22 protein-coding genes are annotated in these 26,171 nt (G+C 62.0%); 11 read left to right on the top strand and 11 right to left on the bottom strand.

Translation table 11 applies throughout. The features are described 5' to 3' along the window. The first annotated feature begins 11 nt into the window (after positions 1–11). The 6 genes from ABWL43_RS27615 (at position 12) to ABWL43_RS27590 (ending at position 6,743) form a co-directional block, all read left to right on the top strand. Positions 12–875 (top strand): LysR family transcriptional regulator, encoded by an 864-nt coding sequence (locus tag ABWL43_RS27615; protein WP_404485739.1) that lies wholly within the window; start codon positions 12–14, stop codon positions 873–875. 237 nt (positions 876–1,112) lie between these two features. Continuing rightward, positions 1,113–2,177, top strand: coding sequence for a putative 2-aminoethylphosphonate ABC transporter ATP-binding protein (locus ABWL43_RS27610; protein WP_404485736.1), 1,065 nt, complete (start codon positions 1,113–1,115; stop codon positions 2,175–2,177). A gap of 1 nt (position 2,178) precedes the next feature. Continuing rightward, the gene (locus ABWL43_RS27605) at positions 2,179–3,885 is read left to right on the top strand and encodes a putative 2-aminoethylphosphonate ABC transporter permease subunit (protein WP_404485733.1); all 1,707 of its coding nucleotides are present in this window, start codon (positions 2,179–2,181) and stop codon (positions 3,883–3,885) included. A 22-nt stretch (positions 3,886–3,907) separates the two neighbouring features. Further along, positions 3,908–4,930: a putative 2-aminoethylphosphonate ABC transporter substrate-binding protein gene (locus tag ABWL43_RS27600; RefSeq protein WP_145157799.1), complete on the top strand. Its 1,023-nt coding sequence runs from the start codon at positions 3,908–3,910 to the stop codon at positions 4,928–4,930. A gap of 125 nt (positions 4,931–5,055) precedes the next feature. Continuing rightward, positions 5,056–6,189: a TIGR03364 family FAD-dependent oxidoreductase gene (locus tag ABWL43_RS27595; RefSeq protein WP_404485730.1), complete on the top strand. Its 1,134-nt coding sequence runs from the start codon at positions 5,056–5,058 to the stop codon at positions 6,187–6,189. Further along, entirely contained in the window at positions 6,189–6,743 is a 555-nt protein-coding gene (locus ABWL43_RS27590; RefSeq protein ID WP_404485728.1) for a phosphonate degradation HD-domain oxygenase, read from the top strand. Before ABWL43_RS27595 ends, ABWL43_RS27590 begins: the two co-directional genes overlap by 1 nt. Here ABWL43_RS27590 and ABWL43_RS27585 read toward each other — a convergent pair. Then, a complete protein-coding gene (locus tag ABWL43_RS27585) occupies positions 6,740–8,107 on the bottom strand; it encodes a GTPase/DUF3482 domain-containing protein (RefSeq protein ID WP_404485726.1) in 1,368 nt (455 codons plus the stop codon). The genes ABWL43_RS27590 and ABWL43_RS27585 overlap by 4 nt on opposite strands. After that, a complete protein-coding gene (locus tag ABWL43_RS27580; protein ID WP_404485723.1) occupies positions 8,100–9,479 on the bottom strand; it encodes a DUF2868 domain-containing protein in 1,380 nt (459 codons plus the stop codon). The genes ABWL43_RS27585 and ABWL43_RS27580 overlap by 8 nt, the downstream gene beginning before the upstream one ends. Positions 9,480–9,548: 69 nt before the next feature. Here ABWL43_RS27580 and ABWL43_RS27575 point away from each other — a divergent pair, with 69 nt between their 5' ends. Then, the gene (locus tag ABWL43_RS27575; RefSeq protein WP_404485721.1) at positions 9,549–10,061 is read left to right on the top strand and encodes a dihydrofolate reductase; all 513 of its coding nucleotides are present in this window, start codon (positions 9,549–9,551) and stop codon (positions 10,059–10,061) included. An 85-nt stretch (positions 10,062–10,146) separates the two neighbouring features. Here the strand turns inward: ABWL43_RS27575 and ABWL43_RS27570 are convergent, their stop codons facing one another. Continuing rightward, positions 10,147–11,538: an L-cystine transporter gene (locus ABWL43_RS27570; RefSeq protein WP_145157785.1), complete on the bottom strand. Its 1,392-nt coding sequence runs from the start codon at positions 11,536–11,538 to the stop codon at positions 10,147–10,149. Between the two features lie 241 nt (positions 11,539–11,779). On the opposite strand from ABWL43_RS27570, the gene ABWL43_RS27565 reads away from it, so the two are divergent. Then, positions 11,780–12,838, top strand: coding sequence for a haloacid dehalogenase-like hydrolase (locus tag ABWL43_RS27565; RefSeq protein WP_145157782.1), 1,059 nt, complete (start codon positions 11,780–11,782; stop codon positions 12,836–12,838). 759 nt (positions 12,839–13,597) lie between these two features. Here the strand turns inward: ABWL43_RS27565 and ilvD are convergent. The 3 genes from ilvD to ABWL43_RS27550 form a co-directional block, all read right to left on the bottom strand. Continuing rightward, positions 13,598–15,439: a dihydroxy-acid dehydratase gene (gene ilvD / locus ABWL43_RS27560; RefSeq protein WP_124418674.1), complete on the bottom strand. Its 1,842-nt coding sequence runs from the start codon at positions 15,437–15,439 to the stop codon at positions 13,598–13,600. 259 nt (positions 15,440–15,698) lie between these two features. After that, the gene (locus ABWL43_RS27555; protein WP_145157776.1) at positions 15,699–16,859 is read right to left on the bottom strand and encodes an MFS transporter; all 1,161 of its coding nucleotides are present in this window, start codon (positions 16,857–16,859) and stop codon (positions 15,699–15,701) included. Between the two features lie 248 nt (positions 16,860–17,107). Next, positions 17,108–18,304 (bottom strand): class I SAM-dependent rRNA methyltransferase, encoded by a 1,197-nt coding sequence (locus tag ABWL43_RS27550; protein ID WP_003213799.1) that lies wholly within the window; start codon positions 18,302–18,304, stop codon positions 17,108–17,110. Positions 18,305–18,600: 296 nt separating this feature from the next. Here ABWL43_RS27550 and ABWL43_RS27545 point away from each other — a divergent pair, with 296 nt between their 5' ends. Continuing rightward, the gene (locus ABWL43_RS27545) at positions 18,601–19,413 is read left to right on the top strand and encodes an HDOD domain-containing protein (RefSeq protein ID WP_262206628.1); all 813 of its coding nucleotides are present in this window, start codon (positions 18,601–18,603) and stop codon (positions 19,411–19,413) included. Positions 19,414–19,434: 21 nt separating this feature from the next. Continuing rightward, complete coding sequence (gene mutM, locus ABWL43_RS27540; protein WP_145157771.1) at positions 19,435–20,247, top strand: bifunctional DNA-formamidopyrimidine glycosylase/DNA-(apurinic or apyrimidinic site) lyase; 813 nt, start codon at positions 19,435–19,437, stop codon at positions 20,245–20,247. A gap of 123 nt (positions 20,248–20,370) precedes the next feature. Here the strand turns inward: mutM and ABWL43_RS27535 are convergent, their stop codons facing one another. The 5 genes from ABWL43_RS27535 to ABWL43_RS27515 form a co-directional block, all read right to left on the bottom strand. Further along, positions 20,371–20,622: a YfhL family 4Fe-4S dicluster ferredoxin gene (locus ABWL43_RS27535; protein ID WP_003195146.1), complete on the bottom strand. Its 252-nt coding sequence runs from the start codon at positions 20,620–20,622 to the stop codon at positions 20,371–20,373. A 380-nt stretch (positions 20,623–21,002) separates the two neighbouring features. Further along, the gene (coaD, locus tag ABWL43_RS27530) at positions 21,003–21,482 is read right to left on the bottom strand and encodes a pantetheine-phosphate adenylyltransferase (protein ID WP_003176711.1); all 480 of its coding nucleotides are present in this window, start codon (positions 21,480–21,482) and stop codon (positions 21,003–21,005) included. A 114-nt stretch (positions 21,483–21,596) separates the two neighbouring features. Next, positions 21,597–23,192, bottom strand: coding sequence for a GMC family oxidoreductase N-terminal domain-containing protein (locus ABWL43_RS27525; protein WP_404485713.1), 1,596 nt, complete (start codon positions 23,190–23,192; stop codon positions 21,597–21,599). A 152-nt stretch (positions 23,193–23,344) separates the two neighbouring features. Continuing rightward, a complete protein-coding gene (locus ABWL43_RS27520) occupies positions 23,345–23,890 on the bottom strand; it encodes a twin-arginine translocation pathway signal protein (RefSeq protein ID WP_145157765.1) in 546 nt (181 codons plus the stop codon). 28 nt (positions 23,891–23,918) lie between these two features. Then, positions 23,919–25,346 (bottom strand): coniferyl aldehyde dehydrogenase, encoded by a 1,428-nt coding sequence (locus ABWL43_RS27515; RefSeq protein WP_404485709.1) that lies wholly within the window; start codon positions 25,344–25,346, stop codon positions 23,919–23,921. Between the two features lie 146 nt (positions 25,347–25,492). Here ABWL43_RS27515 and ABWL43_RS27510 point away from each other — a divergent pair, with 146 nt between their 5' ends. Beyond that, the gene (locus tag ABWL43_RS27510; RefSeq protein WP_025859550.1) at positions 25,493–26,164 is read left to right on the top strand and encodes a TetR/AcrR family transcriptional regulator; all 672 of its coding nucleotides are present in this window, start codon (positions 25,493–25,495) and stop codon (positions 26,162–26,164) included. The last annotated feature ends 7 nt before the right edge of the window (positions 26,165–26,171 follow it).

Raw genomic sequence — 26,171 nt, 5'->3', positions numbered from 1 at the left:
GTGAGGGTGGTGTGCTGAGTGCCGAGTTAAAGGCGTTTTTTATGGTCGCCCGCCTGGGCAGCATTACCCAGGCGGCGAAAAAACTCGGGCTGAGCCAGCCCACGGTGACTACCCAGATTCGCAACCTGGAAAGCCAATACGGCGTTGAGCTGTTCTACCGTGGCGGGCGCCGCCTTACCGTCAGCGACGACGGCGCGCGCCTGCTGCCGATGGTCAAGGCGCTGTTGCAGCAGGAAGCCGACATCGAGTTCTTTCTGCGCAACAACGGACAGGTCCAGGGCACGTTACGGATTGCCGCAACGGCGCCGTATTACATCCTCGACCTGGTCAAAGCCTTTCGCGAACGCCTGCCGCAAGTGGAGGTGTCGGTGGAAATCGGCAACTCCCAGCAGGTGCTCGAAGCGCTCGACGATTACCGCGTCGATGTCGCCGCGTCGTCCCAACTGCTGGAAGACCCCCGCCTGATTCGCCGCGTGCTGGGCACCGATCCTTTGGTGTTGGCGGTGCACCGCAATCATCCCCTGGCCACGCTCGATCACGTGCCGCTCAATGCGTTGGCCGGGCATACCTTGCTGATGCGTGAGGCGGGCTCTACCACGCGGCGGCTGACCGAAGAAATGCTGCAGGGCGCCGGTGTGAGTTACGGGCCGTTGCTGGAGATTGGCAGCCGTGAGTCGATCCGCGAGGCGGTGCTGCGCAACATCGGCATCAGCATCATCGCTCGTCAGGAAGTGCCTCATGACCCGCAGTTGCGCGTGCTGACCATCGAGAGCGCGCCGCAGATTGCGGAGTATTTGTACTGCCTCAAGGAACGAAAGTCGGCGCGCCTGCCGGCGGCGTTTCTTGGGTTGGCGCAGGAAATGTCGCCACTCTGAACCTTGCTTGGTGGCCTTTGAATCGCCATCGCAGGCAAGCCAGCTCCCACCTTTGAATGCGTTCACACATCAAAATGTGGGAGCGGGCTTGCCCGCGATGGCGTCAGCCCTGACGACACAGTCTCCAAATCCTACCCAAATCCACCAATACCACTATCACCGCATTTTGCCTTCCTGCCACATCAGGTACGCATTGCCCACCTAGCATGGCCTTCATCCGTTTGATGAGGTGCCTCCATGAACACAGCCCTGACCCACCCCGGCGCGCCGATGACGGTGCGCGGTATCCAGAAACGCTTCGGTGCCTTTACGGCGCTGGACAATGTGTCCCTGGACGTCGCCGCCGGCGAGCTGGTGTGCCTGCTGGGCCCGTCCGGTTGCGGCAAGACCACCTTGCTGCGCTGCATCGCTGGCCTTGAACGCCAGGACAGCGGTGAGCTGCGCCTGGGCAACCGCGACGTTTCCCTACTGCCGCCGCAGGCGCGGGACTACGGCATTCTGTTTCAGTCCTACGCACTGTTTCCCAACCTCACCGTCGAGGCGAATATCGGCTACGGCCTCACCGGCAGCGGCCGCGATGAGGTGCGCAAGCGTGTCGGCCAGATGCTCGAACTGGTCGGCCTGCTGGGCAGCGAAAAGAAATACCCCGGCCAGCTTTCCGGCGGCCAGCAACAACGCGTCGCCCTGGCCCGTGCCCTGGCACCGGCGCCCTCGCTGTTGCTGCTCGACGAACCCATGTCCGCCCTCGACGCCCGCGTGCGCGAGCATTTATGCACCGAGCTGCGTCAGCTGCAGCGGCGCCTGGGTATCACCACGCTGATGGTCACCCACAATCAGGACGAGGCCATGCTGATGGCCGACCGCATTGCCGTGATGAACAACGGCAAGGTCGAGCAATACGCCACGCCCCAGGAAATCTACGACCGCCCGGCCACGCCGTTTGTGGCGGAGTTTGTCGGCCAGGGTAACTGGCTGCCGTTCAGCCGCAACAGTGCAAGCCATGCCCAGGTCGGCGGGCTGAACATGCGCCTGGCCGACGATGCAGGCGTGGCGAAATCCGGGCGCTTGTTCTGCCGCCCGGAAGCCATCAGCGTCAACCCGCCGGTGCATGAAGAAAACCTGTTCCCGGCCAAGGTTCGCGAGATCACGTTTCTTGGCAACCGCTGCCGCATGCGTTTTGAACTGGAACAAGTGCCCGGCCACGCGCTGCTGGCTGAGTTGGCCCCGGAAGCCATGCCACGCCTGGGTGCCCAGGACATCTGGGTCGCCTTGCCACCGCGCAGCCTGCAGGTGTTTGCCTGAGATGGCGGCTGTGATGACCCTGCCGCGCCAGGTATCGCGCGCCGAAAACGGCGACCGTATTTTTGTGCTCGGCGGCAAACTGCTGTGGCTGGTGCTGCTGGGTGTCGCCGTATTGCTGCCATTGCTGGCAATCTTCTGGCGCGGTTTCAGCAGCGAAGCCGGGCAGGGCGGCGGTCTTGCTGCGGCGCGGGAAATGCTCACCAGCGCTAACTTCCACTGGCTGCTGGGCAATAGCCTGAAAGTCTCCCTCAGCGTGGCGGCCATCGTCGTACCGCTGGCCTATCTGTTTGCCTACGCCCTGCAACGCACGCTGATTCCCGGCAAAGCGATGTGGCGTGGCCTGTCACTGCTGCCGTTGATGGCGCCGTCGATGCTGCCGGGGATTGCGCTGGTGTACCTGTTCGGCAACCAAGGCCTGTTGCGCGGTGTGCTCTCGGACAATATCTACGGCTTCTGGGGCATTGTTCTCGGCGAGGTGATCTACACCTTCCCACACGCTTTGATGATCCTGCTGTCAGCACTGTCGCTGGCGGATGCGCGGCTTTTCGATGCGGCATCAAGCATGGGCGCCAGCCCCGCGCGGGCGTTTCGCAGCATCACCTGGCCGGCCACGCGCCAAGCCGTGTTCGCCGCGTTTTGCCTGGTGTTCACCCTGACCATTACCGACTTCGGTGTGCCCGTTGTGGTCGGCGGCGATTATCAGGTGCTGGCGCTGGAAGCCTACAAGGCGGTGGTCGGCCAGCAACAGTTCGGTCGCGGCGCGTTGATCGGCATGGTGTTGCTGCTGCCGGCGCTGTTCAGCTTTGGCGTCGATGCCTGGCTGCGCCGTCGGCAGGGCGATGCCATGAGCGGCCGCGCCCAGGTGTTCCAGCCGGCACCCTCGCGGCTGCGCGATGGTTGCTACCTGGCCATTGTGTTGCTGATCTGCGCGGTGTTGCTGCTGGTATTCGGCATGGCGGTGTATTCCTCGCTGGTGAAGTTCTGGCCGTACAACCTGTCGTTGTCGCTCAACCACTACCAGTTCGAAGACACGGCCGGCGGCGGTTGGCTGGCTTACCGCAACAGCCTGACCATGGCGCTGTGCACGGCGCTGATCGGCAGCGTGTTGATCTTCACCGGCGCCTACCTGATGGAAAAGACCAAAAGCCAGAAGGGCCTGAACCTGGCCCTGCGCATGCTCAGCTTTGTGCCGATGGCCGTGCCGGGCCTGGTGTTGGGCCTGGGCTATGTGTTCTTTTTCAACCTGGGCGGCAACCCGCTGCATGTGTTCTACGGGACGATGACCCTGCTGGTGGTGTGCACAATTGCGCACTATTTGACCACCGCGCAGATGACCGCGACCACGGCGCTGCGCCAGCTCGACTGCGAATTCGAAGCCGCCGCGCTGTCCCTCAAGGCGCCGCTGTACCGCCACTACCTGCGTGTCACCGTGCCGATCTGCCTGCCGGCGCTGCTGGACATCGTGCGCTACCTGTTTGTGTCGGCGATGACCACCGTGTCGGCCGCAATTTTCCTTTACAGCCCCGACACCATCCTCGCCGCCGTCGCCGTATTGAACATGGACGACGCCGGCAACGTGGGCGGTGCGGCGGCCATGTCGACCTTGATTCTGTTCACCTCGGCCGGCGTCTCGCTGCTGCTGGCGTGGGCCTCACGTGGCGCACTGCGTCGCTCTCAAGCCTGGCGCCAGACCGCGCCCGGCCAATAACCATCCTTGAAGGAGGTGCTCCATGTTCAAGCCCCTGGCGCTGGTCGCTGCCGTACTCACCGCATTCAGCCTGAATGCCTTCGCCAAGACCGAGCTGACCGTGTACACGGCCCTAGAAGCCGAGCAGTTGAAGACCTACAAGCAGGCCTTCGAAAAAGCCAATCCCGACGTCGAGATCAAATGGGTGCGCGACTCCACCGGCATCATCACCGCCAAGCTTCTGGCCGAGAAAGACCGCCCGCAAGCCGACGTGGTCTGGGGCCTGGCGGCCTCTAGCCTGGCGATTCTCGATCAGCAAGGCATGCTGGATAACTATGCGCCGAAGGGCCTGGACAAAATCGGCAAAAACTACCGCGACGCTGCCAACCCGCCGGCGTGGGTCGGCATGGACGTGTGGGCCGCAACCATCTGCTTTAACACCATCGAAGCCCAGAAGCAGGGCCTGACCAAGCCGGTGAGCTGGCAAGACCTGACCAAGCCTGAGTACAAGGGCAAGATCGTGATGCCCAACCCGGCCTCCTCCGGCACCGGCTTTTTGGATGTCAGTGCCTGGCTGCAAACCTTCGGCGAGAAGCAGGGCTGGCAGTACATGGACGACCTGCACCAGAACATCGGCCAGTACGTTCACTCCGGTTCCAAGCCGTGCAAGCTGGCGGCCTCTGGTGAATTCCCGATTGGTATTTCCTTCGAGTACCCCGCCGTTCAACTGAAACGCCAGGGCGCACCGCTGGACATCATCCTGCCCAAAGAAGGCCTGGGCTGGGACATTGAAGCGACTGCCGTGATCAAAGGCACCGCCCACGCCGATGCAGCTAAAAAGCTCGCTGACTTCTCCGCCAGTGCAGCGGCGATGGACCTGTACAAAGATAACTTTGCTGTACTTGCTCAGCCCGGTATCGCCAAGCCGCAGACCGAATTGCCGGCCGATTATGAGCAGCGCCTGATCAAGAACGACTTTGCGTGGGCCTCGAAAAACCGCGACAGCATCCTGACTGAATGGCGCAAGCGCTATGACGGCAAGTCGGAGAAGGTGGCCGGTCAGTAAGGTTTTCGTTAGGGCTTATGGCCTCATCGCAGGCAAGCCAGCTCCCACATTTGACGGTGTTCACAAATCAAAATGTGGGAGCTGGCTTGCCGGCGATAACGGCTTCGAATTCAGGACATTTCTTCATGACACAACGCAGCGACCTGCTCATCATCGGCGCCGGCATCCTCGGCCTGTCCCACGCCTACGCCGCCGCCAAACGCGGCCTCAAGGTCAAGGTATTCGAGCGCAGCGCCACGCCGCTGGGCGCCTCTGTGCGCAACTTTGGCCAGGCGCTGGTCACCGGCCAACCGCCGGGGCCGATGCTCGACCTGGCCCTGCAAAGCCGTGATATCTGGGGGCATTGGGCGCAGGTCGCCGGCCTGCAGCTCAAGCGCAAGGGCTCATACCTGTTTGCGCGTACAGAGGCGGAAGAACAGCTGTTGGAAGCTTTTTGCGCCGGTCGTGCGCAGGCTTACGGCTACAACGTCGAACTGCTGCAAGGCGCGGCGATGAAAGATCTATATGGCGGCCAGTTCCGCCATCACCGCGCCGCGCTGCATGGCAAGGACGATCAGCAGTTGTATTCGCGCGAAGCGATTCCGGCGCTGATCAACTACCTTCGCAGCGAATTGAAGGTGGAGTTTCATTTCTCCACGCTGGTGCGCGACGTTGAGCCTGGCCACGTGCACACCACGGCGGGGAGCTTTCGTGGCGAGCAGGTCATCGTGTGCTCCGGCCACGACTACCAAACCCTGCTGGCGGAATCGATCGCCGAACTCAACCCGAGCGTCTGTCGCCTGCAAATGCTGCGCGCCCGCCCAGCCGTCAACCTGAACCTGCAACACGCGTTGCTCACAGGCCTCAGTTGTGTGCATTACGGCGCCTTCGCCGATTTGCCGGAAGCGGCGCCCGTGCAGGCGCAAATCCTGCGCGATGCACCGCATTTGCATGAACACGGCATTCACTTGCTGATCAGCCCGACGCCTTATGGCGAACTGATCATCGGTGATTCCCATGACTACGGCCGCGATGCCTCGCCGTTCAATACCGAGCAGGTCGATGACTGGATGATCGAACTGGCGCAGCAGACCCTGGGTTGCAAGGTTCAGGTGGTGGAGCGCTGGCAGGGCGTGTATGGCGCGCGTGGACCGGGGCCGTTTTCGTTCCTGCGCGTAGCACCGGGCGTGAGCGCGGCGTTGATGCACACCGGCGTGGGCATGAGCGTCGGGCCGGCGATGGCCGAACGAAACATCAGCACAGTGTGGGGTGAGGCGTGATGAACCCGGAACAGGCGATTGCCGAACTCTTCGGCTTGTACGAGCAGCATGGCACGGCGGACTACATCGGCGAGCCGGTGTCGCAGATCGAACACATGTCCCAGGCCGCACAGTTGGCCATGGCTGAGGGCTTTGACGATGAAGTGGTGCTGGCGGCGTTTTTCCACGACATCGGGCACCTCTGTGGCCAGGGCGGCGCGAACATGGGCGGTTACGGCGTGGTCAGCCACGAGCGGCTGGGCGCGGATTATTTGCGCCGCGCAGGGTTCAGCGAACGCGTGGCCAGGCTGGTGGAGTATCACGTGCAGGCCAAGCGTTACCTGACCTTCAGCCAGCCGGCCTATTACGCCCGCTTAAGCGAAGCCAGCCGCCGCACCCTGGGTTACCAGGGCGGCATGATGAGCGCCGAAGAAGCCCAGGCGTTCGAGCAGGACCCGCTTTGTTCGGTGAGCCTGCGCATGCGCCACTGGGATGAGCAGGCCAAAAACATGCACGTGCCGGTGCTGGACCTTGAGATATTGAAGGCCAAGGCCCGGCAACTGCTTGCGGCTTAGCGTTCATCCAGGCGCAGGGCCAGCGCCTCGACCTGTTCCTGGCGCTCGGCCTGGCTGAGTTTGGCGTGAGGGTTGAGGGACGACCATTGCGGGTGAGCGCGGGCTTTATGCAGCGCGTCCGGCAGCTTGCCCTCGCGCCAGGTTTTGTCCTGAGGCGTGTCGACCTTGATGCTGTGCATCGCCGCATGGCCACGCAGGTTCAGGGCCTTGAGCAATTGGCGCTGGCGCAAGGCGAGCAGGCGCAGCACGCTGTCGTCGACGGTCAGCTCGCGATGGCCCTTGATCTTGCCCAGCAGACGGCTGCCGTAGCTGCGCGCGGTTTGCAGCGCACCGCCGGCAATCGCACCGGCAATCGCGGCGACGCCCAGGGTCAGGCCGCCAACCAGCAAATCCACGCCGGCCCCGGCGGCCGCGCCTGCGGCAATCCCGCCGCCGACGCGCACGCCAAGTTGCTTGAGGGTTTCGGGGTTGAACAGGTCATCGCCCCAACGGCCGTCGAGCAGCGGCAAGTCGCTGGCGGTGGCGTCCTGCGGGCGAAAGCCGAAAAGTTTGAGCAGGGCTTCCACGCATTTTTGTTCGCGCTGGCGCACGGCCTTGCGTAAATCGCCGATGGCTTGCTGTTCATCCTCGGTGACCACGCTGCGCCGGCACGCGGCGCAGTCGATCAACAACTCGGCGATCAACCGCGCGGCGCTCTGCTGGCGGGCCTGGCGCTGGGCTTGCTGATCGAGGATCAGCCGTTCCAGCTGCGGCCGCGCATTCTCCAGCAGCAGGGCCAGGCTTTCATACAGGCGGCGCTCCCCGTCTTCCGGCGGCGCGACGCTGTCGAACCGCACCAGCGCATGCAGGCCCAAGCGGGCCAGGGCTTCGCGCCAGTCGGGTTCGCGGTGGTCGCTGCTGCTGACGAAGTTGAGCACCGGCAGCAGCGGCTTGCCGCAACTGGCCAGCACTTGCAGCTCGTCGCGGTACTTGGCCAGCACCGGCTCGCGAGCGTCGATCACATACAGGCCGGCGTCGCAGGCCAGCAGTTGGCGCAAAACCTTGGCCTCCTGTTCGAAACGCTGGCGCGCCTCGCTGCCTTCCAGGAAACGCGCCAGGCGTGCCGGGCCGTCCAAGCGCTCGCCGGGGCGATCCAGGCGCTCCAGGTAGTCGAGCAGGGCGATCGAGTCTTCCAGGCCGGGCGTGTCGTACAGCTCCAGCAAGGCTTCGCCGTCGACCGACAACCGCGCGCCTTCCACATGCCGCGTGGTGCTGGGGCGATGAGAGACTTCGCCGAAGCCGACGTCACGGGTCAGCGTGCGCAAAAGCGACGTCTTGCCGACGTTGGTGTGGCCGACCACGGCCAGTTTCAGCGGTTTAGTCATGACCGGTCTCCAGCCATGTGAGCGGCGCGCAGTCGGCGAAGGGCAGTTCGAGTTGGTGCAACGCGGCGTGCCAATCGCCAAGGCGTTCGGCGTCCAGCGCCTGGCCGGGCGGTGCCTGCAGCAGCCACACGCGGGTGGCCGTGGCGCTGCGTGCCAGTTCGGCGATCAGCGCCAGGCTGCCACGGTCAGGCGAGCGACGAGGGTCGCAGGCGATGGCCAGGCGTGCGGCTGGGAAGCGCGTGAGCTGTTCCAGCAGTTTGTTGCGCGATTCGCGGCTGTCCAGAATGCCGGCGTTTTTGATGCTCGCCGGTAATTTGGGCGGCCAAGGGTGCTGATCGTCGAGTTCGATGGCCACCAGCAGGGCGCCGTCGCTCTGCAGTTCGCTGACGCCACCGCTGACCTGGTGCAGCTGTTCGGGCGCTGCATCGTTGACACCGAGCCGCTCGCTGCTTGGCATCAGGCGTTCGCGCAACGGGCTGTAGCCGGGCAGGTTGAGGTCCAGGCGCAGGGCGGCGCGCCCGCGTTTCCAGCGCCACAGGCACAGCAGCGCGAGGATCAACCGCGGCAGCAGGCCGTAGACCAGCAGCACGCCCACCAGCCAGGCGGCCCAGGCTTGGCGTGCGCTTTCGATATTCAGGGCGGAGTCGCCGCTGGCGCGGATCATGTCGACGGTCGGCACGTTAAAGCCCAGCAGCGCGGGCAGGCTGCCGAGGGCTTGGGTGACGGCGACAAAGGTGTCGGCGCCCAGGATGGTGGTTTCCCACACAAAACCGTAGCGCCGGGTGGCCAGCAGTGTCAGCAAAATCACCATGGCACTGAGCAATGCCAGCAACCACAGGCTGTTGACCAGCACACCCACTGCCCAGCGATTGAGTTTGTGGCGTTGCAGCAACAGCAGCAGTGCCGGCGCCAGCTGAGCCGCCTTGGCATCACGCGCGAGTTTTTCGCTGAGCCACAGCCACAGGCGGCCGAGGCTGGCGCTGTGCTCGCCGGCAAACGCCAGGCCCAAGGCCCAGCTCAGCAGCAGAATCAGGTTCAAGCCGAGCAGACTGCCCAGCGCCCAGAACACATTCACCGGGGTCAGGCCGTTACCCAGCGCGGCAAACGCCAGGCCGGCGCCACTGATCACCGCGACCACGGCCAACAGCACCAGCGCCAAACGGGCGCCTTGCAGCCAGCGGGTGAGGGCGGCGGTCAATCCGTCGCGTTCGGCCAAGTGCAGGGCGCGCGCCTGGATGCGCGTCGGCAAGTCGCCACCGGCCGTGCGGGCCAAGCGGTTGGCTTCCAAGTCTTCGAGTGGGCCGGCGTGTTCTTCACGCAGGCGCACGGTTTCTGTCAGCCAAAGGGTGTGCAGGGGATTCAGAGCAGTCACGCGCCGTCCTGTTGAGCAAGTGAGGTTGGAGCATAACCGCTGACTCGCAGCTCTGGTATTCTCGTCGCCATGAAAAAAACTCTCCCTTTAAGCCTGATCGCAGCCCTCGGTGAAAACCGCGTGATCGGCGTCGACAACAGCATGCCCTGGCATTTGCCGGGGGATTTCAAATATTTCAAGGCCACCACGCTCGGCAAGCCGATCATCATGGGGCGCAAGACCTGGGATTCGCTGGGCCGACCGCTGCCGGGGCGCTTGAATATCGTGGTCAGCCGTCAGACCGATCTGACGCTTGAAGGTGCGGAAGTTTTTCCGTCACTGGCTGCGGCGGTGGAACGGGCCGAGGCCTGGGCGCTGGAGCAGGGCGTGGATGAGCTGATGCTGATCGGCGGTGCGCAGTTGTATGCGCAAGGGTTGGAGCAGGCGGATCGCCTGTATCTGACGCGGGTTGCGTTGAGCCCGGACGGGGACGCGTGGTTTCCCGAGTTTGATCTGAACCAGTGGAAGCTGGTGTCGAATGTCGAGAACCCGGCCGAGGGCGATAAGCCCGCCTACAACTTCGAAGTCTGGGAAAAAGCCTAAAAGCATCGGGGGCAAGCCCCCTCCCACAGTTGACCGAGTGAACGCGATCAAGTGTGGGAGGGGGCTTGCCCCCGATAGCGGTCTATCAGGCTTGCGCTAACTCCGCATGCTCATCGGCATTGAGCAACGCTTTATCCGTCTGCCCCATGATCTGGCTGGTAATCGCACCCGCCGTCATCGAACCGTTCACGTTCAGCGCCGTACGGCCCATGTCGATCAGCGGCTCCACGGAAATCAGCAGCGCCACCAGTGACACCGGCAAGCCCATCGCCGGCAGTACGATCAGCGCGGCAAAGGTCGCGCCGCCGCCAACACCGGCTACACCTGCCGAACTCAAGGTCACGATTGCGACCAGCGTCGCGATCCACAGCGGGTCGAGCGGGTTGATGCCCACGGTCGGTGCAACCATCACCGCGAGCATGGCCGGGTAGAGACCGGCGCAACCGTTCTGGCCGATGGTCGCGCCAAACGAGGCGGCGAAACCGGCAATCGATTGCGGGATACCCAGGCGGCGGGTCTGCGCTTCAATGCTCAGCGGGATGGCGGCTGCGCTGGAGCGGCTGGTGAAGGCAAAGGTCAGCACTGGCCACACCTTGCGGAAGAAGCGCAGCGGGTTGACCCCGGCCAGCGACAGCAGCAGGCCGTGCACCACAAACATCAGGCCCAGCGCCAGGTACGACACCACCACAAAACTGCCGAGTTTGATGATGTCTTGCAGGTTGGAGCCGGCGACCACTTTGGTCATCAGCGCCAGCACGCCGTAGGGCGTCAGCTTCATCACCAGGCGCACCAGGCGCATCACCCAGGCTTGCAGGGTGTCGATGGCGTTGAGCACTTTCTGGCCTTTTTCCACGTCGTCCTTGAGCAGTTGCAGTGCGGCAACCCCGAGAAACGCAGCAAAAATCACCACGCTGATGATCGACGTCGGCTTGGCCCGGGCCAGGTCGGCAAACGGATTGGCTGGCACGAACGACAGCAGCAGCTGCGGGATATTCAGGTCGGCGACCTTGCCTGCGTAATCACTCTGGATCACTTGCAGGCGCGCCATTTCCTGGGTGCCGGCCACCAGGCCTTCGGCGGTAAGGCCGAACAGGTTGGTCAGGCCGATACCGATCAGCGCCGCAATTGCCGTGGTGAACAGCAGCGTACCGATGGTCAGGAAGCTGATCTTGCCCAGGGACGAGGCGTTATGCAGACGCGCCACGGCGCTGAGGATCGAGGCGAATACCAGCGGGATCACGATCATTTGCAGCAACTGCACGTAACCATTGCCGACCAGATCAAACCAGCTGATCGAGGCTTTGAGCACCGGGTTGCCGTCGCCATAAATCGTGTGCAACGCCGCGCCGAACAGCACGCCGAGCACCAGCGCGAACAGGACCTTCTTGGCGAGGCTCCAGTGTGTGCGGCGGGTTTGTGCCAGGCCCAAAAGCAGGGCCACGAACACCAGTACGTTGAGAATCAGGGGCAGATTCATTGAAGCTCCGTTGAGAAGGCAGCCAATCGCGTGAGCCTGCGATTGCGAACCGGAAAGCCTAACAGCTTGAAATATATTGATTTAATACCGATATGGAATGGTGACTGTCGTTTTTGGAATAAGCCTTTGACGCTCAGGCACACGCCCTTGGCGCAATCACGACGCAAGCGGTCGTGCTCGGGCGATAACTGTCACACAGATTTGTTAGCGTCGATGTCTTTCACTCAGGGAGAAATCGCTTATGAAGTTCGCGCCAACACTACTGGCCGCCGCCTTCTGCTTGGGCCTCGCCAGCCAGGCATTTGCCGCCACCGAGTTGAAGCACTGGCCGGCGCCTGCCGCCGAGCAGTTGAACAAGATGATCGCCGCCAACGCCAACAAGGGTAACTTCGCGGTGTTCGACATGGACAACACCAGTTACCGCTACGACCTCGAAGAGTCCCTGCTGCCGTACCTTGAGAACAAAGGCCTGATCACCCGCGACACCATGGACCCGTCCCTCAAGCTGATTCCGTTCAAAGACACCGCCGACCACAAGGAAAGCCTGTTCAGCTACTACTACCGACTCTGCGAAGTGGACGACATGGTCTGCTACCCGTGGGTTGCGCAGATTTTCTCCGGCTTCACCCTCAAGGAACTCAAGGGCTACGTCGACGAGATGATGGCGTCGGGCAAGCCGGTGCCGGTCACCTATTACGACGGTGACGTGGTCAAGACCATGGACGTGCAGCCGCCGAAAGTCTTCACCGGCCAGGCTGAGCTGTTCAACAAACTGATGGAAAACGGCATCGAGGTGTATGTGATGACCGCCGCGTCCGAGGAGTTGGTGCGCATGGTCGCCGCCGATCCGAAGTACGGCTACAACGTCAAACCCGAGAACGTCATCGGCGTGAGCACCTTGCTCAAGGATCGCAAGACCGGCGAGCTGACCACCGCGCGTAAGCAGATCGCCGCCGGCAAGTATGACGAGAAGGCCAACCTCGGCCTGGAACTGACCCCGTACCTGTGGACCCCGGCGACCTGGATGGCCGGCAAGCACGCAGCGATCCTCACCTACATCGATGAGTGGAAAAAACCGGTGATCGTCGGCGGCGACACCCCCACCAGCGACGGCTACATGTTGTTTCACGATGTGGACGTGGCCAAGGGGGGCGTCCACCTGTGGATCAACCGCAAGGATAAATACATGACCCAACTCAACGGCATGATGGCCAAACACGCGGCGGCCCAGGCCAAGGAAGGGCTGCCGGTGACGGCGGACAAGAACTGGGTGATCGTCAAGCCGGACGAGATTCAGTAAGACCGAGCCGCCTGCTTCGCGAGCAAGCCCGCTCCCACATTTTGACCGCATGCTCATGGTGGAACCCGGTCACCTGTGGGAGCGGGCTTGCCCGCGATAGCGGTGTGTCAGGCAGTACAAGAGTCGGCTGGCCCACCGCTATCGCAGGCAAGCCAGCTCCCACATTCGACCGCATTCTTAAGTTGGAACCCGATCCACTGTGGGAGCGGGCTTGCCCGCGAAGGCGGTGCGTCAGGCAGTACATGAGTTGGCGGGCCCACCGCTATCGCAGGCAAGCCAGCTCCCACATTCGACCGCATGCTTAAGTTGGAACCCGATCAACTGTGGGAGCGGGCTTGCCCGCGAAGGCGGTGTGTCAGGCAGTACATGAGTCGTTCGGCCCACCGCTATCGCAGGCAAGCCAGCTCCCACATTCGACCGCATGCTCAGGTTGGAACCCGGCCAACTGTGGGAGCGGGCTTGCCCGCGAAGGCGGTGCGTCAGGCAGTGCATGAGTCGTCGGGCCCACCGCTATCGCAGGCAAGCCAGCTCCCCCATTCGACCGCATGCTTAAGTTGGAGCCCGATCCACTGTGGGAGCGGGCTTGCTCGCGAAGGCGGTGTGTCAGGCAGTACATGAGTCGGCTGGCCCACCGCTATCGCAGGCAAGCCAGCTCCCACATTCGACCGCATGCTCATGTTGGAACTCGGCTTACTGCTGAAGGGTTTACCCAGACAAAAAAATGCCCCGCACGTGGCGGGGCATTTTTATGCGCGGGGCTTACAGGCCGTCGAGCATCGCTTTGTTACGCACAGCGCCTTTGTCGGCGCTGGTGGCCAGCAAGGCGTAAGCCTTCAACGCAGTGGTGACCTTGCGCGGACGCTTCTCGACCGGTTTCCAGCCTTTCTTGTCCTGCTCAACCCGGCGCGCGGCCAGTTCTTCGTCGCTGATCAACAGGTTGATCGAGCGGTTCGGAATGTCGATCAGCACTTTGTCGCCGTCCTGCACCAGGCCAATCGCGCCGCCGGCAGCGGCTTCTGGCGAAGCGTGGCCGATGGACAGGCCCGAGGTGCCGCCGGAGAAACGGCCGTCGGTGAGCAGGGCGCAGGCTTTGCCCAGGCCTTTGGATTTCAGGTACGACGTCGGATAGAGCATCTCTTGCATGCCCGGGCCGCCTTTCGGGCCTTCGTAGCGGATGATCACGATGTCGCCGGCCTTTACTTCGTCGGCGAGGATGCCGCGCACGGCGCTGTCCTGGCTTTCGAAGATCTTGGCGTTGCCTTCGAACACGTGGATCGACTCATCCACACCGGCGGTTTTCACCACGCAGCCATCCAGTGCGATGTTGCCGTACAGCACGGCCAGGCCGCCTTCTTGCGAGTAGGCGTGCTCGACACTGCGGATGCAGCCGTTTTCACGGTCGTCATCGAGGGTGTCCCAGCGGGTGGACTGGCTGAACGCCGTTTGCGTCGGGATGCCGGCCGGGCCTGCCTTGAAGAAGTGATGCACGGCTTCGTCGGTGGTCTGGGTGATGTCCCACTTGGCGATGCCTTCGGCCATGCTCGTGCTGTGCACGGTCGGCAGGTCGGTGTGCAGCAGGCCGCCACGGGCCAGCGAGCCGAGGATCGAGAAGATCCCGCCGGCGCGGTGCACGTCTTCCATGTGGTACTTCTGGATGTTCGGCGCGACCTTGCACAGCTGCGGCACGTGTCGGGACAGACGGTCGATGTCGCGCAGGTCGAAATCGATCTCGGCTTCCTGGGCGGCGGCCAGCAAGTGCAGGATGGTGTTGGTGGAACCGCCCATGGCGATGTCCAGGGTCATGGCGTTTTCGAACGCCTTGAAGTTGGCGATATTGCGCGGCAGCACCGACTCATCGTTGTCGGTGTAGTAACGCTTGCACAGCTCGACGATGGTGCGGCCGGCCTGCAGGAACAGCTGCTCGCGGTCGCTGTGGGTGGCCAGCGTGGAACCGTTGCCCGGCAAGGCCAGGCCCAGGGCTTCGACCAGGCAGTTCATCGAGTTGGCGGTGAACATGCCGGAGCACGAACCGCAGGTAGGGCAGGCGCTGCGCTCGTATTCCGCGACTTTCTCGTCAGACGCGCTGGAATCGGCGGCGATGACCATAGCGTCCACCAGGTCAAGGCCGTGGGAGGCGAGCTTGGTCTTGCCGGCTTCCATCGGGCCGCCGGAGACGAAGATCACCGGGATGTTCAGGCGCAGGGAGGCCATCAGCATGCCGGGAGTGATTTTGTCGCAGTTGGAGATGCACACGATGGCGTCGGCGCAGTGGGCGTTGACCATGTATTCCACGGAGTCGGCGATGATCTCGCGGCTCGGCAGCGAATACAGCATGCCGTCATGGCCCATGGCGATGCCGTCATCCACGGCGATGGTGTTGAATTCTTTGGCCACGCCGCCGGCGCGTTCGATCTCGCGGGCGACCAGTTGGCCCAGGTCCTTGAGGTGGACGTGGCCGGGTACGAACTGGGTGAACGAGTTGGCAATCGCGATGATCGGCTTTTTGAAGTCGTCATCTTTCATCCCCGTGGCACGCCACAGTGCGCGCGCGCCGGCCATGTTGCGGCCGTGGGTGGATGTTTTCGAGCGGTAATCAGGCATGGAGCACTCCGGGCGGCTAATCAAGTACTAAAGGGAAGTGAGCTTCTATTGACGTCTGGAACACTCAGAAAATGGCCGTGTGTCCAAACGTTGCCACTCGCGTCGCGGGATCGCCGCGTGCTTGGGCCTCGAGCTCATAAACCCGCCGGGGGATGACTGGCGATGAATAGCGTCGATTCTACACCGCTGGCGGCCGGAGGGAATGGCCGCCAGCGTGTAGATAGCGCTTACGAGACGTGTGGGTGTGCAAGTTTCATGGTCAGCGGCCGACCCGCGCGTTCGTCATCACGCCCCAAACGCTGAGCACGATGAAGCTGATGGCGATGGTCATCAGCAGGTTGGCCCCGGCTTGGGCGAGGGCGGCGCTGCTGACGGCAGCGGTGATGAACATGATGCTGTTGCCGGCCGAGGCGGCGGTGCCGGCGCTGCTGGAGAACAGCAACATGGCGGCGGAAATCGCGGCGGGGCGAACCAGAGTTACGGCCAGGGCGCTGATCAGCATCGGGATCAGCAGGGTGATGGTGGTGATGGCTCCAAGACCGACGATCAGCATCAGAAGCACGCCTGCGATAAGCAGCAATCCAAGGCCGATGTTGATTTGCCGGGACAGCGAGATGCGTTTTTGAAGATACGACGCCGCCAAACCGCCGAGCAGATAGGCCACGCCATACACCATGAGTACCAGTGCGTACTGGTATTCGGAGAGTTTCAACGAGTCCATGAAAATCAACGGTGTCACGCTGATCAAGGCGAAGTAGCAGGCGAACACCAACGCGGCGATCCACCAGTAACGCAGGAAGTCGCGATTGGTCGCGACATCTTTCAGCGTGCCGATGATCGACACCGGCGTGCGGTGCGGGCTGGCGGACTTGGAGGGCAGTATGCAGAACGCATGGATCAACATCCCCAACGCCATCAGTGCGAATCCATAGAAACTACCCTGCCAATCGAAGGTGGTTTGCAACCAGGAGCCGATCAGCGGTGACAAGGCGACGAACGAGCCGCTCAGGGTCATGTAGTAGAGGCGCACACGGGCTCGATCCTGTTCTTCGAACAGGTCTTCCACTAACGCGTGGCCCAGTACGAAGAAGCCGCAACCCATGGCCTGGACCGAGCGAAACAGCAGGAAGCTCAGGTAGTCCGTCGATAATGCGCAACCTATCGCACCCAGGATCGACAGCGTGATGCAACCGAGCAGGACTTCCTTGCGGCCCCATTTATCCGACAGCGGGCCGGCAACCAATTGGGACACTGAAAACACCAGCGTGAACAGACTGATCGACAGTGCGATTTCTGCGGTAGGTGTGTCGAACCTGGCAGCCAGTGCGGGAAACGAGGGCAGCAGAATGTTGATAGGGAAAAAGCTGATCAGGGAAATGCAGGTGATGAGGATGAAGCGGGAGAGGTAGGGCCCAGACATTGTTTTTGTTTTCCGGAGTAATTCCAGAAACCGATACTAGTCTGCGAAATGTGGAATTCAATCAAAACCGTTGAAGGACGGTTCCCGAATTGTTGTGGTTTGCGGTGATAGGAAAGTTGCCCTGACACACCACAAACCAAAATGTGGGAGCGGGCTTGCTCGCGAATACGTAGTGTCAGTCAACTCATTCATCGACTGACTTGCCGCTTTCGCGAGCAAGCCCGCTCCCACATTTAGCCCGCGTTCAATCAGCTATTGGGCAACAACCGGCACGTAATGCTCTTGATGTAGCGCGTTTCGGCAATCGCCGGGTGCACCGGGTGATCCGGGCCCTGGCCGCCGCGCTCGAGCATCTGGATATTGCGGTCCAGGTGACGGGCGCTGGTCAGCAGGATGTTTTGCAGGTCGTCTTCCGGCAAGTGCATCGAGCAGGATGCGCTGACCAGGATGCCGTCCTTGCTGAGCAGGCGCATGGCTTGCTCGTTCAGGCGGCGATAGGCGCCTTCGCCGTTTTTCATGTCTTTTTTGCGTTTGATGAAAGCCGGTGGGTCGGCCACGATCACGTCGAAGCGTTCTTCGCTGGCTTTCAGCTCTTTGAGGGCTTCGAACACATCGCCTTCGATGCAGGTCATCTTCTCGGCAACGCCGTTCAGCGCAGCGTTGCGTTCCACGCCGTCGAGGGCGAAGGCGGAGGCGTCGACGCAGAACACTTCACTGGCGCCGAAGGCTGCGGCCTGCACGCCCCAGCCACCGATGTAGCTGTAAAGGTCCAGCACGCGTTTGCCTTTGGCATACGGCGCCAGGCGGGCGCGGTTCATGCGGTGGTCGTAGAACCAGCCGGTCTTCTGGCCCTGGATTACCGGGGCTTCGAATTTCACGCCGTTCTCTTCCAGCGCGACCCACTCCGGCACCAGGCCGAACACGGTTTCAACGTAGCGGTTGAGGCCTTCGGCATCGCGCGCGGCGGAGTCGTTCTTGAACAGGATGCCGCTTGGCTTGAGCACTTGGGTCAGGGCGGCGATCACGTCTTCTTTGTGGGCTTCCATGGTCGCCGAAGCGATCTGGACGACCAGGATGTCACCGAAACGGTCAACCACCAGGCCCGGCAGCAGGTCGGAGTCGCCGTACACCAGGCGGTAGAACGGCTTGTCGAACAGGCGGTCACGCAGCGACAGGGCCACATTGATACGGTGCACCAGCAGCGACTTGTCCAATGGCAACTTGATGTCGCGCGACAGCAGACGGGCACAGATCAGGTTGTTCGGGCTCATGGCCACGATGCCCAGGGTCTTGCCGCCGGCCGCTTCCAGGATAGCCTGGTCGCCTGCCTGGAAGCCGTGAAGTGGGGTGGCGGCCACGTCGATTTCGTTGCTGTAGACCCACAGGTGGCCGTTGCGCAAACGACGATCGGCGTTGGCTTTGAGACGCAGGCTTGGCAGGGACATGACGTCGCTCCGGAAAAAAGAGCGGGAGTATACCGTGTTGTGCATGAATTCGCGGCGCCGCCGGACATGTGGGAGCGGGCTTGCTCGCGAAAGCGGTGGATCAGCCACTGTATTCGGTGACTGACACCGAGCGTTCGCGAGCAAGCCCGCTCCCACATTTGATCCGGTTTCAGTTCGGCATTTGGGTGTCGGTCAAGTCTTCATAAGGGTTAGAATCGCCGCCTAGCCCAGAGTGTGTACTTATGTCCCAAGAGCTTTCCGCCGAACAGATCCAACAGGCCCTGCAAGGCATCAGCGTGCCGCCTCAACCGCAAATCATGGTGGATTTGCAGATGGAGCAGTACATGCCCGACCCGGACCTGGAAGTGATCGCGCGGTTGATCTCCCAGGATCCGGGCCTGTCCGGCGCATTGCTGAAGATCGTCAACTCGCCGTATTACGGCCTGAGCAACAAGATTGCCTCGATCCAGCGTGCGGTGAACCTGCTGGGCAGCCGTTCGATCATCAACTTGATCAACGCACAGTCGATCAAAGGCGAGATGAGCGACGACACCATTGTCACCCTCAACCGCTTCTGGGACACCGCCCAGGATGTGGCCATGACCTGCCTGACCCTGGCCAAGCGCACCGGCTCGCAGGCGGTGGACGAGGCTTATGCCCTGGGGCTGTTCCACGATTGCGGCGTGCCGTTGATGCTCAAGCGGTTCCCCAATTACATGACGGTGCTGGAGCAGGCCTACGCCAATGCCGGGCCCGATTGCCGCGTGGTCGACACCGAGAACAACGCGTTCAACACCAACCATGCCGTGGTCGGCTACTACACCGCCAAATCCTGGCGCCTGCCGGAGCATGTGACCGACGCGATCGCCAACCACCACAACGCGTTGGCGATTTTCAGCGATGAGTCGTCGCGCACGCCGCAACTTAAAAACCTGCTGGCCATCCTGAAAATGGCTGAGCACATCTGTTCGTCCTGTCGCGTGCTGGGTAACCAGGCCGTGGACCATGAGTGGAATGCCATCGGCCATCTGGTGCTGGATTACGTGGGCCTGTCGGACTACGACTTCGAAAGCATGAAGTTGTCGATCCGCGAACTGGGCGCGCACTGACCCTTTTTTCACGAGGTACACATGCCCGAGTTACCAGAAGTCGAAACCACCCGGCGCGGGATTGCGCCGCACCTGGAAGGCCAGCGCGTCAGCCGTGTGGTGGTGCGTGAGCGGCGCCTGCGCTGGCCGATCCCGGAAGACCTGGATGTGCGCCTGTCCGGGCAGCGCATCGTGCTGGTGGAGCGGCGGGCCAAGTACCTGTTGATCAATGCCGAAGTGGGCACCTTGATCAGCCACTTGGGCATGTCGGGCAATCTGCGGCTGGTGGAAGCCGGTTCGCCCGCGCTCAAGCATGAGCATGTGGACATCGAGCTGGAGTCGGGAATGGCGCTGCGCTACACCGACCCACGGCGCTTCGGCGCGATGCTCTGGAGCCAGGACCCGCACAACCACGAATTGCTAATTCGCCTGGGGCCGGAGCCGTTGACTGACCTGTTTGACGGCGAGCGGTTGTTCCAGCTGTCCCGCGGCAAGTCCGTGGCGGTGAAGCCGTTCATCATGGACAACGCGGTGGTGGTGGGCGTGGGCAATATCTATGCGACCGAAGCGCTGTTTGCCGCCGGGATTGATCCGCGTCGCGCCGCCGGTGGCATTTCACGCGGGCGTTACTTGAAGCTGGCAATTGAGATCAAGCGTGTGCTGGCCGCCGCCATCGAGCGTGGCGGCACCACATTGCGGGACTTTATCGGCGGTGACGGGCAGCCGGGGTATTTTCAGCAGGAACTGTTCGTCTACGGCCGGGGCGGCGAGGCGTGCAAGGTCTGCGGCAGCGAGTTGCGCAATGTGGTGTTGGGGCAGCGGGCGAGTGTGTTTTGCCCTAAGTGCCAGAGCTGAGTGTTGTGTGAGGGCTGATGCCGCCATCGCAGGCGAGCCAGCTTCCACACTTGACCGTATTCACACGTTTAAATGTGGGAGCTGGCTTGCCTGCGATGAGGTCCGGATGGGCGCCACAGAGTCTCAGGCCTTACCGGTAATCTTCCGGTACTTCTCCATCAACTGCTCTTCAGTCTCAGGGTGTGCTTCATCCAGCGGAATACAATCTACCGGGCACACTTGCTGGCACTGAGGCTCGTCGTAGTGGCCGACGCATTGGGTGCACAGGTTGGGGTCGATCACGTAGATCTCTTCACCCTGGGAAATCGCAGCGTTCGGGCACTCAGGTTCGCAGACGTCGCAGTTGATGCAATCGTCGGTGATGATCAGGGACATGGAAACTCCTGCCAGGGCTGTCAGCCAGGGCATCTGAAAACGAATGCGCGCAATTGTGCCGCATTGGCGCCCGCAGTGCGAGCTGTGGCGATCGCTGGGCTTGTTGTAGGGAGCGCCGCGCCTATTGTGGCGAGCTCCGTGCCTGTTGTGGCGAGCGGGCTTGCCCCGCGTTGGGCTGCGAAGCGGCCCTGAAAACAGGCGGCCGAGTTTTGACTGAAACTGCGCGGTGGCTTTATTGGGGCTGCTTCGCAGCCCAACGCGGGGCAAGCCCGCTCGCCACAATAAGCCCGCTCAGCACAGATAAGCCAGGCTCAGCACAGACAAACCGGGCTCAGCATGAACAAGTCAGGCTCAGCACAGACAAGCCCGCGCTTCAGAAATTATTTCTTGAAGCGCAGTGTCAGCGCATCCGCCACAGCCGGGTGTACGAACTTGGTGATATCTCCGCCCAAAGCGGCGATTTCACGGACCAACGTCGAGGAAATGAACGAGTAACGCTCCGACGGCGTGAGGAACAGGCTTTCCACGTCCGGCGCCAATTGGCGGTTCATGTTGGCCAGCTGGAATTCGTATTCGAAGTCCGACACCGCGCGCAGGCCACGCAGGAACACATTGGCGTTCTGCTCTTTGGCGAAGTGTGCCAGCAGCGTCGAAAAACCCACCACTTCCACGTTAGGCAGATGTTTGGTGACCTCACGCGCCAGCTCCACGCGCTGTTCCAGGGGAAACAGCGGGTTTTTCTTGGGGCTGGCAGCGACCGCGATGATCACATGGTCGAACAGGCGAGAGGCGCGTTCGACCAGATCGCCATGGCCTTTGGTAATCGGGTCGAAGGTACCTGGGTACAACACTCGGTTCATCGCGTCGTCCTGGCGGAGTCCGTTGGGGAACCGGATGGTATCGCAGCCATCCCGGTCGGCCAAGTCAACTTATGCAGAAGAAAGCACTATAGACACCGCGAATAACCTGTTTTTTCACGCTGTTTTCAGACGTTCGGCCAACGCTGTCGCCAGTTGCGCGGTTAATCCATACACCGACAATTGCGGGTTAGCCCCAATGCTGGTGGGGAATAACGAGCCATCGTGGATCGACAGATTGCGCAACTGGTGATGGCGACCGAGGCTGTCAGCCACGGCGTTTTTCGGGTCTTCGCCCATGGCGCAACCGCCCATCACGTGGGCGCTGCCCAGGGTGGTTCGATGCAGTTCCAGGCTCAGGCCGTCGATCAGGCTGCGTGCCTCGGCCAGGGTGCTGACGTAACGCGCGTCGTGATGCAACGGCTTGACCGACTTGGCGCCCGCCGCGAACTGGATCTCGGCCATGCTGTGGAAGGCTCGGCGCAGGCCGTCCCAGGCGTAGGGCGATACTGCGTAATCGAGAACCGGCGTACCGTCACCGCGTAATTCCACCGTGCCGCCAGGGCTGTCGGGATGAAAGCCATCACGTAAAAGGGCAAGCATGGCGTGGGTATGGGGCAACTGGCTCATATCCAGCGCGTTGCCGGTGCCGTAACCGCCGAATAGTGTGCTGGCCAACCCAGGGTGCAAGGGCGGTGCCTCCAGCTTGTAGGACATTTTGCCGGTGGTGCCGTCCAGCCACTGGAAGTGATCGGAATAAATTGACTGCGGCGCGCCGTAGAACGGGTTGATCACCTCGTCAAACTGCCCGGCAGAGAAATTCACCAGATGCAGGAACGTGCGCTTGCCCACGCGCGAATGCGGGTCGGGCGCGTCCGAACGCATCAGCAGCGCCGGGCTGTTGATGCCGCCGCCCGACAGCACGTAATGCCTGGCCTTGACGGTTATCTTGCGACCGGTGGGCGCGACGCAACGCTCGTCCATGGCCATGCATTCCAGGCTGCTGATGGTGTCGCCGCTGTACTTGAGCCGTTCTGCGCGGGCGAGATACAGCAGTTCGCCGCCCTTTTCCAGGGTGGACGGAATGGTAGTCACCAGCATCGACTGCTTGGCGTTGACCGGGCAACCCATGCCGCAATACCCCAGGTTGAAACAGCCGCGCACGTTGCGTGGGATCACGTGCCAGCTGTAACCGAGCTTTTCGCAGCCTTTGCGGATCACATCATTGTTGGCATTCGGTGGCATGGCCCACGGGGCGATGCCCAGGCGCTGTTCCATCTTCTCGAACCACGGCGCCATCTCGGCGCTGCTGTGGCCTTTTACCGCGTACTCACTGGCCCAGTGGGTGAGGGTGGCGTCCGGCGTTCGGAAGCTGGAGGTCCAGTTGATCAATGTGGTGCCGCCCACCGCCCGGCCCTGCAGGATGGTTATCGCGCCGTCTTTGCTCATGCGGCCAATGCCTTCCTGGTACAGGCTGGCGTAGGCCTCGTCTTCGAGCAGCTTGAAGTCGCTGCTGGTCTTGAGCGGGCCCTCTTCGATCAGCAGCACCTTGTAGCCGGCGGCGCTGAGGATTTCGGCAGTGGTGCCACCGCCGGCACCGCTGCCGATGATCACCACATCGGCTTCCAGCGTCAGGTCGCTGTCGAGTGCGGCGCCATTGTGGGTTTTCCAGCCGCGGGCCAGGCCGTCGCGGAACAGATCGGGTACGGGCATAGGTGTGCACTCTTATTTTTTTTGTACGAAGTTGCGACCAGTGTGGGAGCTGGCTTGCCTGCGCTAGCGGTTTGCCTGCCGATCAATTCATCGCTGATACACCGCCATCGCAGGCAAGCCAGCTCCCACATTTTCTAATCGGGTTGTCAGGTTTAGATCTTCGGCGGGCCGGGGTAGCCGCAATGGGCCCAGGATTGCGGGCGGAAGTACCACGCCATGATCACCAGCTTTAGCAGCGAGCCCTGGCCCATGCGCAGCAGGTTCAGGTAGCTGTTTTCCCAGCGGTGCAGGAAGTTGCGGATCTGTTCACTGCTGGCATTTTCCCAACTGCCCCAGATCCCCGTCAGCGGGCCGCGGGTGATGCCCATGCCCAGCACGTCGAACAGTTGCTGGGTCAGCTTGAACATCTCCGGCGACAGGTGCTGCAGGCTGTAGTCGAGTTTTTTCAGGGTGTCTTCAATCCCGGCGACCACGTCCTGGGCGCTGGCCACGCCCTCGAGCAGCACAGGGATCACCGCGCGCAAGAACGGCAAGTCACTGCTGCGCAGCATTGCAAAGCCGCTGGCCGGGGTGCTGCTGGAACAGCCGCTGAGGCTGGCGCCCAGCCCGGCAGTGGCTAGGAACGCGCTGGCACACAGGCCGATTTTCAAGACGCCGCGCCGCGACAGCGCAGGTGTTTCAGTCAGGCTAGGGTTCATTATTATTGTTGTCCCGAGAGTGGCGGAATCAGCGTACAAACAACTTCTGAATCAACTTCTGGATCGACTTGCCATAGGGCGGGTAGATCAATTTCGCCGCGTTCAGGCGCTGTTTCACCAGTACGCCCTTGGCCTTGCTGAATGTGAGGAACCCTTCGTGGCCGTGGTAGTGGCCCATGCCGGAAGGTCCGATGCCGCCGAAGGGCATGTCATCCTGGGCCACATGCAGCAGGGTGTCGTTCAGGCACACGCCGCCGGAGTGGGTTTCATGCAGCACGCGGTTCTGCTCGCCCTTGTTGTAGCCGAAGTAATACAGGGCCAGCGGACGGGGGCGCTGGTTGACGTAGGCAAAGGCCTGATCAATGCCGCGATACGGCACGATCGGCAGCACCGGGCCGAAGATTTCGTCCTGCATCACAGTCATCTCATCGCTGACATTCAACAACAGGCTGTGGGACATGCGCCGTGCCTGGCCTTGGTCGTACAAGGCGATCAGGGTGGCGCCTTTGTCGGTGGCGTCTTTGACGTAGGCATTCAGCCTGGCCTGTTGCCGATCATTAATGATGGCGGTGTAGTCCGGGTTGTCGGTCAGGGTCGGGTAAAACCCGCGAACTGCCTTGCTGTAAGCCTCGACGAACCCCTCGATGCGATCTTCGGGCACCAGCACGTAGTCCGGCGCCACGCAGGTTTGCCCGGCATTCAGGCATTTGCCGAAGGCAATGCGCTCGGCGGCGTCCTTGAGCGGCACATCGGCGGAGACTATTGCCGGCGACTTGCCGCCCAGCTCCAGCGTCACCGGGGTCAGGTGTTCAGCCGCCGCACGCATCACGTGCTTGCCGATGCTGGTGGCGCCGGTGAACAGCAGGTGATCGAAGCGCAATTTGGAAAACGCCATGCCCACTTCGGCCTCGCCCAGCACCACGCACACCAGGTCTTCGGGGAAGATTTTCGCCAGCAGCGCCTTGAGCAGTTCACCCGTAGCGGGCGTGGATTCGCTGAGCTTGAGCATCACCCGGTTACCGGCCGCCAACGCGCCGACCAACGGGCCGATGGCCAAATACAACGGGTAGTTCCACGGCACGATCACGCCGACCACGCCCAGTGGTTGATAGATGACCTTGGCGGATGCCGGTTGGAAGGCGATGCCTACAGCGCGGCGGGAAGGTTTCATCCAGCCTTTGAGGTGTTTGCTGGCGTAGTGAATGCCATGCAGGCTCGGCATCAATTCGGCGAACAGGGTTTCGTCTGCGCTACGGTGGCTGAAGTCCTGGCTGATCGCGTCGATCAGGGCCTGGCGTTCGTCGCTGAGCACATCGCGCAATGCCTTGAGCCATTGTTGGCGCTGCGCCGCCGGTGGCATCGGGTTGGCGGCATAGGCGCGGCGCTGGGCGTCGAAAAGGTCCTGGAGTTGATCCAGCGCCTGGGAATCTTGCAGGTAGGCAACGTTGGCAGACATGGCGCAGTTCCCGATTGTTATAGGTCTGCCTGGATTTTTAGAGTCATTGCTCTAAATTGTCAAATATCATTGCAGCAACATGCGGATTTATCCAGACAAGGATAGGCCGTAAGATGCCCCATCACGTGTTTAGAAGCTGATCCCCTATGGCACCACGAGTAAAGACCAGCGAGCGAATTGTGCAAACCAGCCTGGAGCTTTTTAACCAGCAGGGCGAGCGCAGTGTCAGCACCAACCACATTGCCGCCCACATGGAAATTTCCCCGGGCAACCTGTACTACCACTTCCCCAACAAGCAGGCGATCATCGCCGTGCTGTTTCGCGAATACGAAGCCCTTGTGGACAGTTTCCTGCGCCCGCCCCAGGGCCGCGCCGTCACCGTCGAAGACAAGCGTTTTTACCTGCAGGCCGTGCTGGCGGGCATGTGGCGCTATCGCTTCCTGCACCGCGACCTGGAACACCTGCTGGAAAGCGACCCGGAACTGGCCACCGGCTACCGGCGCTTTTCCCAGCGTTGCCTGATCCAGGGCGGCGCTATCTATCAAGGGTTTGTCGATGCCGGCATCCTCAATATGGACCCGGTGCAAACCGAGGCGCTGACCCTCAATGCCTGGATCATCCTCACCTCGTGGGTGCGATTTCTGTGCACCACCAATGAAAATTCCGCTCACTTGAGCGCCGAGGCGATCAAGCGTGGGGTGTACCAGGTGCTGGTGCTGGAGGCGGGGTTTGTCACGCCCCAGGCCAAAGAGGCGGTAGACGCTTTGTTCAAAGAGTTTTACGTGCCGTTGAATCAGGCACTGGAAGAAGTGAAGTAGGACCTTT

Origin of the sequence: Pseudomonas sp. HT11, assembly GCF_044875395.1 — a bacterium.
Classification (GTDB): Bacteria; Pseudomonadota; Gammaproteobacteria; order Pseudomonadales; family Pseudomonadaceae; genus Aquipseudomonas.
This window is presented reverse-complemented; position numbering and strand designations above follow the sequence as displayed.